This is a genomic window from Streptomyces sp. NPDC079167, from assembly GCF_040686735.1.
Taxonomy (GTDB): Bacteria; Actinomycetota; Actinomycetes; order Streptomycetales; family Streptomycetaceae; genus Streptomyces.
The window spans coordinates 61,312-74,821 of sequence record NZ_JBFBLO010000012.1 but is presented as its reverse complement, the minus strand read 5'-3'; the positions used below and the strand labels follow the sequence as shown (position 1 = coordinate 74,821).

12 protein-coding genes are annotated in these 13,510 nt (G+C 70.9%); 7 read left to right on the top strand and 5 right to left on the bottom strand.

Annotated elements, in window-relative coordinates; all coding sequences use genetic code 11:
* The first annotated feature begins 9 nt into the window (after positions 1 to 9).
* Together AB0P41_RS25005 and AB0P41_RS25000 are read left to right on the top strand one after the other, a co-directional pair.
* Positions 10 to 1,467 (top strand): aldehyde dehydrogenase family protein, encoded by a 1,458-nt coding sequence (locus tag AB0P41_RS25005; protein ID WP_365934267.1) that lies wholly within the window; start codon positions 10 to 12, stop codon positions 1,465 to 1,467.
* Between the two features lie 95 nt (positions 1,468 to 1,562).
* Positions 1,563 to 2,195 (top strand): PadR family transcriptional regulator, encoded by a 633-nt coding sequence (locus AB0P41_RS25000; protein ID WP_356713818.1) that lies wholly within the window; start codon positions 1,563 to 1,565, stop codon positions 2,193 to 2,195.
* A 25-nt stretch (positions 2,196 to 2,220) separates the two neighbouring features.
* Here AB0P41_RS25000 and AB0P41_RS24995 read toward each other — a convergent pair whose 3' ends face one another.
* The 3 genes from AB0P41_RS24995 to AB0P41_RS24985 are packed head-to-tail and all read right to left on the bottom strand — an operon-like array spanning position 2,221 to position 4,688.
* Complete coding sequence (locus AB0P41_RS24995; RefSeq protein ID WP_365934265.1) at positions 2,221 to 3,645, bottom strand: glutamate decarboxylase; 1,425 nt, start codon at positions 3,643 to 3,645, stop codon at positions 2,221 to 2,223.
* 11 nt (positions 3,646 to 3,656) lie between these two features.
* Entirely contained in the window at positions 3,657 to 4,280 is a 624-nt protein-coding gene (gene wrbA, locus AB0P41_RS24990) for an NAD(P)H:quinone oxidoreductase (protein ID WP_365934263.1), read from the bottom strand.
* 42 nt (positions 4,281 to 4,322) lie between these two features.
* A complete protein-coding gene (locus tag AB0P41_RS24985) occupies positions 4,323 to 4,688 on the bottom strand; it encodes a YbjQ family protein (RefSeq protein ID WP_104786954.1) in 366 nt (121 codons plus the stop codon).
* A 149-nt stretch (positions 4,689 to 4,837) separates the two neighbouring features.
* Here AB0P41_RS24985 and AB0P41_RS24980 point away from each other — a divergent pair, with 149 nt between their 5' ends.
* Positions 4,838 to 6,196: a VTT domain-containing protein gene (locus AB0P41_RS24980; protein ID WP_365934261.1), complete on the top strand. Its 1,359-nt coding sequence runs from the start codon at positions 4,838 to 4,840 to the stop codon at positions 6,194 to 6,196.
* A gap of 70 nt (positions 6,197 to 6,266) precedes the next feature.
* Here the strand turns inward: AB0P41_RS24980 and AB0P41_RS24975 are convergent, their stop codons facing one another.
* Entirely contained in the window at positions 6,267 to 7,970 is a 1,704-nt protein-coding gene (locus AB0P41_RS24975) for a threonine/serine exporter family protein (protein WP_356713813.1), read from the bottom strand.
* A 194-nt stretch (positions 7,971 to 8,164) separates the two neighbouring features.
* Positions 8,165 to 8,659 (bottom strand): inorganic diphosphatase, encoded by a 495-nt coding sequence (locus AB0P41_RS24970; protein WP_356713812.1) that lies wholly within the window; start codon positions 8,657 to 8,659, stop codon positions 8,165 to 8,167.
* A gap of 56 nt (positions 8,660 to 8,715) precedes the next feature.
* Between AB0P41_RS24970 and dacB the strand changes: the two genes are divergently transcribed.
* From dacB to hpt, 4 genes are all read left to right on the top strand, one after another.
* Positions 8,716 to 10,230: a D-alanyl-D-alanine carboxypeptidase/D-alanyl-D-alanine-endopeptidase gene (dacB, locus tag AB0P41_RS24965; protein ID WP_365934259.1), complete on the top strand. Its 1,515-nt coding sequence runs from the start codon at positions 8,716 to 8,718 to the stop codon at positions 10,228 to 10,230.
* A 48-nt stretch (positions 10,231 to 10,278) separates the two neighbouring features.
* The gene (locus AB0P41_RS24960; RefSeq protein ID WP_356713810.1) at positions 10,279 to 11,415 is read left to right on the top strand and encodes a zinc-dependent metalloprotease; all 1,137 of its coding nucleotides are present in this window, start codon (positions 10,279 to 10,281) and stop codon (positions 11,413 to 11,415) included.
* Positions 11,416 to 11,604: 189 nt separating this feature from the next.
* Complete coding sequence (tilS, locus tag AB0P41_RS24955; RefSeq protein ID WP_365934257.1) at positions 11,605 to 12,678, top strand: tRNA lysidine(34) synthetase TilS; 1,074 nt, start codon at positions 11,605 to 11,607, stop codon at positions 12,676 to 12,678.
* Between the two features lie 97 nt (positions 12,679 to 12,775).
* Complete coding sequence (gene hpt / locus AB0P41_RS24950) at positions 12,776 to 13,315, top strand: hypoxanthine phosphoribosyltransferase (protein ID WP_014155504.1); 540 nt, start codon at positions 12,776 to 12,778, stop codon at positions 13,313 to 13,315.
* Positions 13,316 to 13,510 lie beyond the last annotated feature (195 nt).

Below are 13,510 nucleotides of genomic sequence, written 5' to 3'. Positions count from 1 at the left end.
AGGGATTGCATGTCCTTCCCCAGTGAACTGGCCCGCCAGTACATCGACGGCGAGTGGCTGACCGGCAACGGTGCGTGGGACATCATCGATTTCAATCCTTACAGCGGCGAGAAACTCTGCTCCGTCACCGTGGCCACCGCGGCGGAAGTCGACCTTGCTTACCGGGCCGCCGAACGCGCGCAACGGAAATGGGCGGTGGCCGGCGCTCATGCGCGGCGCGCCGTTCTGGAGAACGCCGTGCGGCTCGTCGGGGAGCGCCGCGACGAAATCACCGAGCTGATCATCGACGAGCTCGGCGGCACGAGGGCGAGGGCCGAATTCGAGGTGCGGACCGCGCAGGAGTTCCTGCGCGAGGCGGTGGGACAGACGATGCGGCCCTCGGCCCAGCTGCTGCCCTCGGCCGCCGACGGCAAGGAGAACCGGGTCTACCGGCTGCCGGTCGGAGTCATCGGTGTGATCAGTGCCTTCAACTTCCCTTTCCTGGTGACGATGAAGACCGTCGCCCCCGCGCTCGCGCTCGGCAACGCGGTCGTGGTGAAGCCCCATCAGAACGCCCCGATCGCCGGCGGAAGCCTGGTCGCCCGGATCTTCGAGGACGCGGGGCTGCCCGCGGGGCTCCTCAACGTCCTGATCACCGACAGCGCCGAGATCGGTGACTCCTTCATCCAGCACCCCGTGCCCAAGGTGATCTCGTTCAGCGGTTCGGACCGGGTCGGCCGTCATGTCGCCGCCGTCGCCGCCGGGCTGTTCAAGCGGACCATCCTCGAACTGAGCGGCAACAGCGCCCTGGTCGTGCTGGAGGACGCCGACCTCGACCACGCGGTCCGGGCGGCCGTCTACAGCCGCTTCCTGTTCCAGGGCCAGGTCAGCATGGCCGCCAACCGCATCCTGGTGGACCGTGCCGTGGAGGAGGAGTTCACCGGACGGTTCACCGCAGCGGTGGCCGCCCTCGTCTCGGGGGACCCGCGTGACCCCGGCACCCGTATCGGGCCGGTCGTCGACGCGTTCCAGGCCGAGGCGCTCACCGCGCTGGTGGACGGGGCGATCGAGGCCGGTGCCACCGCACTCGTGCGGGGCCGCACACACGGCAGCCTCGTCGAGCCGACCGTGCTGACCGGGCTGCCGGAGGGATCGCCACTGCTGGAGCAGGAGATTTTCGGGCCCGTGGCGCTCCTGGTGCCGTTCGACGGCGAGGACGACGCCGTCCGCATCGTCAACGACAGCCCCTACGGGCTCAGCGGCGCCGTCCACACGGCGGACGCGGAGCGTGGGGTGCGGTTCGCCAGGCGCATCAGGGGCGGGATGTTCCATGTGAACGGCGCGACCGTGCAGGACGACCCGGCGGTCGCGTTCGGGGGCGAGAAACGGTCGGGCATGGGGCGGCTGAACGGCGAGGCCGCCGTGGAGGCGTTCACCACCCGGAAGTGGATCTCGGTGCAGCACGGGCGCACGGTCTTCCCCTTCTGACCCTTTCCGACGCGCGGACCGAGGAAAGGGCCCGGCCCGATGGGTCCACAGGGGCGGGCTACCCTGGTCAAAGTTGACTACAAAGGGTGAGTGGTATGTCGGCGATCCGTCTCCTGGTCCTGGGTGCCGTGCGTCAGCACGGCCGCGCGCACGGCTATCAGGTGCGCAACGACCTGGAGTACTGGGGCGCCCACGAGTGGTCCACGGCCAAGCCCGGGTCGATCTACCACGCACTCAAGCAGATGGCGAAGCAGGGGATGCTCCTCGCCCACGAGGTCGCCCCGTCCACGGCCGGAGGCCCGCCCCGCACCGAGTACGAGGTCACCGACGCGGGCACCCAGGAGTACTTCACCCTGCTGCGGGCCTCGCTGACCTCGTACGACAAGAGCGTGGACGTGCTCTCGGCGGCCCTGGGCTGCATGGTCGACCTGGAGCGGGCCGAGGCGGTGGAGCTCCTGAGGAAGCGCATCGCCGCCATCGAGGGCTGGCGGGCCACGGTCACGGAGCACTACACGCCGGAGGACGGCCCGGAGTCGCTCGGGCACATCGGCGAGATCATGAACATGTGGGTGCACTCGGCGGACACGGGGGCCGAGTGGACCCGTGGGCTGATCGCGCGGATCGAGGCGGGGGCGTACACCTTCGCGGGTGAGGGCGAACCGTTCGTCGGGGTGCTCGCCGAGGGACAGGAGAATCCCTTCGCCACAGGCCCCGGGGATGTGCGCTGATCAGGTTCCTGGTGGTCCGGTCCCCTCAGTGGTGAAAGGCCGTCTGGGCCGCCCGGTCCCGGTTCAGCGGGTGTGCCTGGGCGCGCAGTTCGGGCAGGAGCCCGCGCAGGTCGTCCAGCAGCAGCTCCGCGAGATCCGAGGAGAAGCCGTTGCGGCAGACCACGCGCAGCACGGAGAGGTCCTGGCGGTTGGCGGGGAAGGTGTAGGCGGGCACCAGCCAGCCGCGCTCCCGCAGCCGCCTGGACACGTCGAAGACGTCGTACGCCTTCACCTCCGGCTGCGTCGTCAGGGCGAACACCGGGAGTTCGTCACCCCGGGTCAGGAGCCTGAAGTCGTCCAGGGACCCGAACCCGTCCGCGAGGTGTCCCGCGATGTCCCTGGACGCCTGCTGAACAGCCCGGTAACCCTCCCGGCCCAGCCGCAGGAACGTGTAGTACTGCGCGACCACCTGCGCGCCGGGCCGGGAGAAGTTCAGCGCGAAGGTCGGCATGTCGCCGCCCAGGTAGTTGACCCTGAAGACCAGCTCCTCGGGCAGCTCGGACGGTGAACGCCACAGCGCCCAGCCCACGCCCGGGTAGACCAGGCCGTACTTGTGCCCCGAGGTGTTGATCGAGGACACCCTGGGCAGCCGGAAGTCCCACACCAGGTCCGGGTCGAGGAACGGCGCCACCATCGCGCCGGACGCCCCGTCCACATGGACCGGGATGTCCAGGCCCGTGCGCTCCTGGAGGTCGTCCAGCGCCGCGCACAGCTCCGCGATCGGCTCGTACGAACCGTCGAAGGTGGAGCCGAGGATCCCGACCACACCGATGGTGTTCTCGTCGCACAGCTCGGCGGCCGCCTGCGGGTCCAGATGGAAGCGCTCGCCTTCCATCGGGACCTGGCGGGGTTCCACCTCCCAGAACGTGCAGAACTTCTCCCAGCACACCTGCACATTGACGCCCATCACCAGATTGGGCCGGGCGGACGCCGGATAGCGGTCGGCGTTCCTGGTGGACCACCGGCGCTTCAGCGCCATCCCCGCCAGCATGCATGCCTCGCTGGAACCCGTGGTCGAGCAGCCCACCGTGGCGGCCGGATCGGGGGTGTTCCAGAGGTCGGCGAGCATCGCCACGCAGCGCCGCTCCAGCTCGGCGGTGCGCGGGTACTCGTCCTTGTCGATCATGTTCTTGTCCCGGCACTCGCCCATGAGCACACCGGCCTGGGGTTCCATCCAGGTGGTGACGAAGGTCGCGAGATTGAGCCGGGAGTTCCCGTCGAGCATCAGCTCGTCGTGGACGAGCCGGTAGGCCGTCGACGGCGGCAGCGGGCCGTCGGGGAGGCGGTGCGTCGGCGGCGCCGCGACCATCGGGGCGGTCGGATCGGCCTCTCCGAAGAACGGGTTGAGGGCGAGTCTGCGGTGCTCGTCGGACGCAGCGGCCCCGCCGTGCGGACCCTTGTGGAGCGGCATGGGCGGACTCCTCAGTTCTCGGCCGCGAGCCCGGCCTTGACGGCCCGGGTGAATTTCACGACGCGCTCCGCCTGGACCCGCGCGGCGGTCAGGGTCTGCTCGCCGACCGGGATGTCGCCCTGCCCCGAGACATGGGAGGTGCCGTACGGATTGCCGTCCACGAACTTCGTGGCGTCCGTGTAACCGGGCGGGACCAGGATGCCGCCGAAGTGGTACACGGTGTTGTACAGCGCCAGCAGGGTGGACTCCTGGCCGCCGTGTGTGGTGCTGCTGGCGGTGAAACCGCTGTAGACCTTGTCGGCCAGCTGCCCCGCCTGCCAGAGGCCGCCCAGCGTGTCGAGGAACTGCTTGAGCTGGGCGGTGACATTGCCGTACCTGGTGGGCGTACCGAAGATCACCGCGTCCGCCCAGACCATGTCGTCCGGCGAGACCTCGGGAATGCCGGCGGTCGCCTTGGCGTGCTCGGCCCAGACCGGGTTGGAGTTGATGGCCGCCTGGGGGGCGAGTTCGGCGGCCTTGCGCAGGCGTACCTGTGCGCCGGCGTGCTCGGCGTCCTGGGCGATGGCCTTGGCGATCGTGGAGACGGTGCCGGTGGAGGAGTAGTAGACGACTGCGACGTTGACGGGCGTGGGCATGCGGGACCTCCGGGGGGATGGAAGAGGGGGAGAGGGAGCCGGTCAGGACCTGCTGATCACGGCCGCCGTGCCGTAGGCGCAGACCTCGGTGCCCACGTCGGCCGCCTCGCTCACGTCGAACCGCATCATCAGCACCGCGTTCGCGCCGCGCGCCCGGGCCTGGTCGACGAGCCGCTCCATCGCCTGGTTGCGGGTCTCGACGAGCGTCTTGGTCAGCCCCTTCAGCTCGCCGCCGATCATCGACTTCAGGCCGGCGCCGATCTGGCTGCCCAGGTGGCGGGAGCGGACCGTGAGCCCGAACACCTCGCCGATGACCTGCGTCACCTGGTGTCCGGGTACGTCGTTCGTGGTGACGACCAGGACGTCCGCCTGGGGCGTCTGTCCGCCGCCGTAGTCCTCGATGCTCATGATGAGGCACCTCCTGCGGAAAGCTTTGCCCCGGTTCGTTCCGCGCGCATCCTTGCTTACGCCAGTGGAACCCAGGCGTCCGCCTCAGCGTTGATAGCTTGGGGCGGCCACGCAGCCGCGCACATCGACCAACCCTGGAGCCCGGACCCTTGAATACGCTTGCGCTCGGCCCGAGCTGGCTGGACCCGGATTATCTGCTCAACACCTTCGGGCTTCCCGGCCTCCTGCTGATCGTGTTCGCCGAGTCCGGGCTTCTGATCGGCTTCTTCCTCCCCGGCGACTCCCTGCTGTTCACCACGGGCCTGCTGGTGACGACGGGCGACCTGAAGTACCCGCTGTGGCTGGTCTGCCTCCTGATCGCCCTGGCGGCGATCATCGGTGACCAGGTCGGCTATCTCTTCGGACGCAAGGTGGGGCCGGCGCTCTTCAAGCGCCCGGACTCCCGTCTCTTCAAGCAGGAGAACGTCGAGAAGGCCCACGAGTTCTTCGAGAAGTACGGCCCGAAGTCGCTGGTGCTGGCCCGCTTCGTGCCCGTCGTCCGGACCTTCACGCCGATCATCGCCGGTGTGAGCCGGATGGACTACCGCTCGTTCATCACGTTCAACATCATCGGCGGCGTGCTCTGGGGCGTCGGCGTGACGCTGCTCGGCGCGGTCCTCGGCAAGATCGACTTCGTGCACGAGAACATCGAGATGATCCTCATCCTGATCGTGCTGGTCTCCGTGGTGCCGATCGCGATCGAGTTCCTGCGGGCGCGCAGCAGGTCGAAGAAGGAAGCCGCCGCGCGCGGAGGGGACGACGAGGGCCCCTTGGACGGCGGGCCCGCCGCTGGCCCCTACGGCGGAGCGGACGAGGACGGCCAGGGCCCTGCCGCGTACCGGCACACCGGCGACCAGCCGGCCCCGTACGGCACCGGCCAGGGCGCGCAGTACGGCAACGGCCAGTACGGCGGCCAGGACGCCCCGTACGGAGCCGGTCAGTACGGTGCGCCGCAGGGTGGCAACGGTCAGTACGGCGGGGCTCAGGGTGGCAACGGTCAGTACGGCGGGGCTCAGGGTGGCAACGGTCAGTACGGTGCGCCGCAGGGTGGCAACGGCCAGTACGGTGCGCCGCAGGGTGGCAACGGTCAGTACGGCGGGGCTCAGGGGCAGTACGCCCCGGAGCAGGGCGGTCAGTACGGCGGGCAGTACAGCCCGGAGCAGGGCGGTCAGTACGGCGGGCAGTACAGCGGCGGCCAGAGTGGTCAGTACGGCAGCCAGGGCGCCCAGTACGGCGCCGGTCAGTACGGCGACGCCCACCAGGGCGCTCAGTACGGCGACGCCCACCAGGCCGGTCAGTACGGCAGCCCCCAGGCCGCCCCGTACAACGGCGGATACGACGCCGGGTACGGCAGCGGGCAGCAGCCCGGCCCGTACACCGGCGGACCCTACGGCGAGCGCCCCGCGGCCGGCCCGGACGACAGCCAGGAGGGCGACCCGGGTCAGTACGGGTGGCAGGACAGGCGCTGACCCTCCCGAGCGCACCGACGGCGCCCCGGCCCCCGAGAATCCGCCCAGGGGCCGGGGCGCCGCGCGCGTGTCAGAAGCCGCGGGTCCGCTTGGCCGCCCGACGGGACGCGCCCCCGACCGCGCCCGGCACCCGCATGAAGAGCCGGGAGATCTCGCTTCCCAGGTTGACGCCGATGGCGATCGCCAGCGCCGTGGCGACCGCCGTGAAGAGCGAGCCGAGACCGGTGTCCACCTCGTTCTGCGCGACGCCCAGCAGACCGAAGTAGGTCGCCGAACCGGGCAGCAGCGGGCCGATCGCAGCCGTGATGTAGGGCAGCGACGAGCTGTAGTGGTAGCGCGAGAACAGCTGGCCGAACAGCCCCACCAGGCCGGCTGCCACCGCCGTGGCGGCCACCGGCGAGATACCGCCCTCGCGGGCCATCGCGCCGAAGATGACCCAGGCCACGCCCCCGTTGAGGGTCACCGCCAGCACCGTGGACCGCTCCTGCTGGAGCAGGATGGCGAACGCCAGTGTCAGGGTCATCGAGACCAGGATCTGGAGCGCCGGACGGTCGTTGGCGACGAACCGCGCCTCCGGGTTGAGCTGCGCACCGAGCTGGACGCCCAGGTAGAGCATCAGCAGGACGCCCGCCACGATGCCGATGAAGAAGTACATGACCTCCAGGAGCCGGGCTCCCGCGGTGATGTAGTAGCCGGTCAGGCCGTCCTGCACCCCGGCGACGAGAGCCCGTCCGGGCAGCAGGGCGAACAGTCCACCGGTGATCACCGCGGAGGGCCGCACATCCGTCGAATGGGTGAGGGTCAGGGCGATGCCCATCGCGGCGGGGGGCATGGCAGCCACCATGAACTGGTAGAACTCGGGCAGCCCGCGCCCGGCGCAGAGCCAGGCCAGCCGGTCGCCGAGCATCGCGCCCGCCGCCGCCACGACGAAGACCAGCGCGTTACCGCCGACCAGCACCGATGCCGAGCCGGCGAGCAGACCGGCGGCGGCCGTCAGCACCCAGCCCGGGTACGGGTGCCGGTTACGGCGGATCTCGGCGAGGCGCCGGTAGGCCTCCTCCAGCGAGACCTCGACGTGTTCCGCCGAGGTGATGTCGTCGATCAGCCGGAACACGGCGGCCAGCCGGGTGTAGTCGGTGCCCCGGCGGCGCACCGTGCGGCTCGCCGTGATGGGGTCGTCGACCAGTGACGGCTGGTACGAGATGGACAACAGGGTGAAGGTGACCGTCGGCTCGGAGCGGTCGAGTCCGTACGAGCGCGTCACCGCGAACATCGCGGCCTCGACGTCCTCGGCGCCCTCGCCGCCCGCGAGGAGCAGCTCCCCGATACGCAGGGTCAGGTCGAGCACGCGCGGCACGGCGGGGCTCGAGTCGTCGGTCTGCTGCACGCTCTCGAGTGCCGGACGTTCCGTCACCGGCATGCGCAGCATCGTGCGCATCCGGTCCTGCCAGGGAGCTTCCTTGGTCAGCCGGACCATCGGAATGCCGTGCGCGGGAGTGAACGCCGGCGGCTGCTGCTGTGCGTCGTACCCGCTCGGCGGGACGAAGGCGGACGAGAGCGTGTCGGACCCCGGCCCGCTCCCCGGCCCGGGACCGGGGCCGGACGACCCCGACGGATCACTCTGGATTCCGGCCGGAAGGGCGAATTCCGATGTCGGATGGTCGTCCTCGGACGGCGCCGCGGGCTGCTCCACACCGGCCGGCGGGACGAAGGCGCTGCGCGCCTCGTCGGACTGGGGCTTCTGGTCCTCCGGACCGCCCTGTTCCGCCACCACTCGACCTCGTTCCTCCGCGACCGCTCGTTACGGAGCGCTTCTGCCCAGTATGTGCACGGACATGGGCCGCCACGCGCAACGGGCGGCGCACCGGTGAAGGTGCGCCGCCCGTTGTCCGTACGACCGGCTGGGCCGGTCGGCCCATGCGCCGCGATCCGCGCCGTCCCGCCCGGGGGCGGAACCGTGGGATTACGTCAGTGCTTCCCGCCCTGCGCCTCGAGGCGCTTGTAGGAGGCCTCGATCTCGGCCTCCGCCTCGGAGCGGCCGACCCAGTCGGCACCCTCGACGGACTTGCCGGGCTCCAGGTCCTTGTAGACCTCGAAGAAGTGCTGGATCTCCAGGCGGTCGAACTCCGACACGTGGTGGATGTCGCGCAGGTGCTCCACCCGGGGGTCGGACGCCGGGACGCACAGCAGCTTGTCGTCGCCGCCGGCCTCGTCGGTCATCCGGAACATGCCGATGGCGCGGCACTTGATGAGGCAGCCGGGGAACGTCGGCTCCTCCAGGATGACCAGCGCGTCCAGCGGGTCGCCGTCCTCGCCGAGGGTGTTCTCGACGAAACCGTAGTCCGCCGGGTAACTGGTCGAGGTGAAGAGTCGACGGTCCAGACGGATCCGACCGGTCTCGTGGTCCACCTCGTACTTGTTCCGCGAACCCTTCGGAATCTCGATAACGACGTCGAACTCCACGGGTGGCTCCTCCATGATCAACACATACGACTGGTGGTTAAGTGTCCCTCACGCAGATGAGTGCTCGCGAAAGGGGCTGGTCAACGGTGGCCGAGCCGGTGGAGAAACCGACGGACGGACCGTTGAACAGGCGGGGCAAGTGGAAGGTCCCGAAGTACCTGAAGCGTGGGAGCGGACGGAACGACCTCCGGCTCGTCGCAGGCTCCGCGGTGCTCGGCCTGGTGGTCGCCGCCGGTGCCGTCCTGGCCACCGGTCCCTGGGACTCCGGTCAGCGTAAGGCCGAGCGGGACCGGGCCGCCGCCCTGCAGCGCGCAGGTGGCGCACATCACGAAGGGGCCACGCCGGACGGTCCGCGGCCCGCCGCCAGCGCTCCGGCCGTCCTGAGGGCCCTCGGCACCGCGGACGGCCTCACTGCCCCGGCGGGCGCGAGCGGCCTGGACGCCGCCCTCACGCCCCTGCTGGACGCGCCCGCCCTCGGCACCGTACGCACCGCCGTGGTCGTCGACGCGGCGACCGGGAAACAGCTCTACGCCCGCGGCGCGGCGACGCCCATGACCCCCGCGTCCACGGTGAAGATCGCGACGGCCGCCGCCGCGCTCTCCGCGCTCGGCCCCGCCCACCGCATCGCGACGACGGTCAAGCTGTCCCCGGACTCCCGGACCCTCACCCTCGTCGGCGGCGGCGACCCCACCCTGGACAAGGCGGCCCTGCGCGCCCTGGCAGCCGGCACGGCGCGCTCCCTGCGCGACGCCGGCGCCGGACCCGTGCGGCTGCTGTACGACGCGTCGCGCTACTCCGGGCCGGCACTGCACCCCATCGGTCCGAACGAGAACATCGCGCCCGTCAGCGCGCTCATGGCCGACGAAGGCCGCCTCGACGGGAGCCACCGGGGGCCGGCTCCCCGTACGGACGACCCGGCGGGGGACGCCGCGCGCACCTTCGCCGGCCTTCTCGACGACGCCGGTGTGACCACCCGGTCCGACCCCGCGTCCGGACGGGCCCCGGCCGAGTCGCGGACGGTGGCGACGCATCTGTCGAAGCCGCTCTCCGTCCTGGTGGAGCGGGCCTTGACCAACAGCGACAACGACATCGCCGAGGCCCTGGCGCGACAGACCGCGCTGAAGGCCGGGGAGCCCGCCTCCTTCGCCGGGGGCCGCCGGGCAGTCACCGCCCGGCTGAAGTCGCTGGGTCTGCCCCTGGGCGGTGCCCGGCTCGCAGACGGCAGCGGCCTCGACCGCGCGGACAAGGTGACGGCGGGGTTCCTGGCCCGGCTGCTCGCCCTCGCCGCGGGACCCGATCACCCGGAGCTCCGCCCCGTACTCACCGGCCTGCCGGTCGCCGGATTCAGCGGCACGCTCGGCGACCGCTATGCGGCGACGTCCCGGGCGACCGGCCTGATCAGGGCCAAGACGGGCACCCTCACGGGGGTGAACAGCCTCGCCGGGACCGCGGTCGACGCACAGGGCCGGCTGCTCACCTTCGCCTTCCTGGCCTCGGGCACCACATCGGCCGACGACGCGGAGGCATCTCTCGACGCCCTGGCCACCACGCTCACCCAGGGCACCCGGTGAGCGGCTGACACCCCACCACGGAGCGACCACCTCACGTACGGTTGACGCATGACGAGCATCGGTGGTGCCGAGATGGTCGACTGGAATCTCGCGGTCGCGACTGCGGCCCGGTTCGTGCGGCCGGGTCCCGAGATCAGCCGTGAGGAGGCCCGCGCCGTGGTCGCGGAGCTCCGGCGGCATGCCAAGGCCTCGGAGGAGCACGTCCGTTCGTTCACCCGGATGATCCCGGAGGGGCACGAACCCGAGGACACCCCGGTCCTGGTCGTCGACCGGGCCGGCTGGATCCGGGCCAATGTGGCGGGCTTCCGTGAGCTGCTCCGTCCGCTGCTGGGGAAGATGCAGGACCGTCGCGGCAGCGGGCCCGGCAACGCCGTGCTCGGCGCGGTCGGCGGCAAGGTGACCGGTGTCGAACTGGGCATGCTGCTGTCGTTCCTGGCCTCCCGGGTCCTCGGACAGTACGAGACCTTCGCCCCCGCCACCCGGGAGCTGCCCGCGTCCTCGAAGGGGGGCGGCAGGCTGCTGCTGGTGGCCCCCAACATCGTCCACGTCGAACGTGAACTCGAGGTCGACCCGCACGATTTCAGGCTCTGGGTGGCCCTCCACGAGGAGACGCACCGCACCCAGTTCACCGGGGTCCCCTGGCTCCGGGACCATCTGCAGGGCGAAATCCAGTCGTTCCTCGACGAGACCGACGTCGACCCGATGACGATGCTCGAACGCCTCCGCGAGGCCGCGCAGGCCTTCTCGGGAGGCAGCCGCCCCGAGGGCGAGGAGGGCGACGACGGCGGGCGCAGCCTCGTGGAGATCGTCCAGACGCCCTCCCAGCGCGAGATCCTGGGCCGCCTCACCGCGGTGATGTCCCTGCTCGAAGGACACGCGGACTTCGTGATGGACGGTGTGGGCCCCGATGTGGTGGGCTCCGTCGCCGAGATCCGGGAGAAGTTCCAGCAGCGCAGGGCGCGTGGCGCGAGCCGGCTGGACCTGGCGCTGCGCAAGCTCCTGGGGCTCGACGCCAAACTCCGGCAGTACCGCGACGGCGAGAAGTTCGTGCGCGCCGTCGTGGACGAGGTCGGCATGGACGGCTTCAACCGGGTGTGGACCTCCCCCAACACCCTCCCCACCAAGGCCGAGATCGCGGCACCGGCGGACTGGGTGGCGAGGGTGCACCGTAAAGCGGACTCGTGATCCCGGGCGGCCCGGTGGCGCGAGATTGCCTCTCCAATCACCCATCCGAGGGACCATAGGGGCATGGGAAGGCGTGCAATGCTCGATGGACAGCTTGGCTCTGTCACCATCGACGCACTCTGAGTGACGGGACTCCGTTCCGTGCACTCGGAGGCACCCCCCAAAACTTCACCCCGAAGGGCACCGGACATGGGTCCCCATCCTGCGGTCGCGGCGATACGCCTGGCGGTCCGCCGCGTACTCCACGACGTCGTCACCGAATACAACCGCCACCCCGAACAGGCCGCACGCGGCGAGTTCGCCGAAGCAGGGTCGGGCGGGCGCGGTTCCGCGCTTCCCGAACGGCCGGAGACCCCCCTGGTGCTCGTCGCGTGCTCCGGGGGCGCCGACTCCATGGCCCTCGCCTCCGCCCTCGCCTTCGAGTCGCGCAAGCTTCCCGTCCGCGCCGGCGGCGTCACCGTCGACCACAACCTCCAGCCCGGCTCCGGACTCCGCGCCGACGAGGTCGTCGCCCGCCTCGCCGAGATGCGCCTCGACCCGGTCGAGGCGGTCGCCGTGCGGGTGGGCCGCGACGGCGGCCCCGAGGCCGCCGCCCGCGACGCCCGCTACGCGGCCCTGGACGCCGCCGCGGAACGCCACGGCGCCGCCGCCGTGCTCCTCGGCCACACCCGCGACGACCAGGCCGAGACGGTCCTGCTGGGCCTCGCCCGTGGTTCGGGCATCCGTTCGCTGTCCGGGATGGCCGCGGCGTCGGGCCCCGCCGGCCGCTATCGCCGCCCGTTCCTCCAGCTCGACCGGCAGACCGCCCGCAAGGCCTGCCTGGTCCAGTCGATCCCCGTCTGGGACGACCCCCACAACATCGACCCCGCCTACACCCGCTCCCGGCTGCGCCACGAGGGCCTGCCCGCCCTGGAGAAGGCGCTGGGCAAGGGGGTCGTGGAGGCCCTCGCCCGTACGGCGCAGCTCTCCCGCGACGACGCGGACGCCCTCGACACCTGGGCCGCCGAGGCGGCGCGTTCGGTCCGCGACGACGACGGACGTCTGGAGTGCGCCAAGCTCTCGGTCCTGCCGCCCGCGGTACGCCGCCGGGTGCTGCGCCGGGCCGTGATCGACGCCGGTTCCCCCGCCGGTTCGCTCTTCGCCCGCCACATCGAGGAAGTCGACCGGCTCATCACCGGCTGGCGGGGCCAGGGCGCCATCAACCTGCCCGGCCGCGTCGAGGTGCGGCGGCAGGGTGGCAGACTGGTGATTCGGCAGAGCTGAAGCGCAAGCGGCTTAAGTGCAGGCGAAACGCCGGTCCGGCCCGGGGAAGAGTCCGGCCGGCAGGGCAGAGAAAGAGACGCGGGTGAACGAGAAGGACATGGGCACCGACCTTCAGTCGGTGCTCCTCACCAAGGAAGAGATCGACGCGAAGCTCGTCGAGCTGGCAGCGAAGATCGACGCGGAGTACGCGGGCAAGGACCTGCTCATCGTCGGCGTGCTCAAGGGCGCGGTGATGGTCATGGCGGACCTGGCCCGCGCGCTGTCCACCCCCGTCACCATGGACTGGATGGCCGTCTCCTCGTACGGAGCCGGCACGCAGTCCTCGGGCGTCGTCCGGATCCTCAAGGACCTCGACACCGACATCAAGGGCAAGCACGTCCTGATCGTCGAGGACATCATCGACTCCGGTCTGACGCTGTCCTGGCTGCTGACCAACCTCGGCTCGCGTGAACCCGCGAGCCTGGAGGTCTGCACGCTGCTCCGCAAGCCGGACGCCGCGAAGGTCGCGATCGACGTGAAGTGGGTCGGCTTCGACATCCCCAACGAGTTCGTCGTCGGCTACGGGCTGGACTACGCGGAGAAGTACCGCAACCTCCCCTTCGTCGGTACGCTCGCGCCTCACGTCTACGGCGGCTGAGGCCACCGCCCCGACAGGAACCGGCGGCACCGGTGGAACCGGGGGCGCCCGGCCGAACCCGGCCGGAGTCCCGGGAACCCTTGTGGCGTTCGGGCCGTTGGAGCCTTCGAAGACGGGTTTGCCGGACCTCCCCTGCGGTCACGGGTGACAATGCTGGGGTACCGTCCGAAGAACAGTCTTTTCTCACAGCAGCAT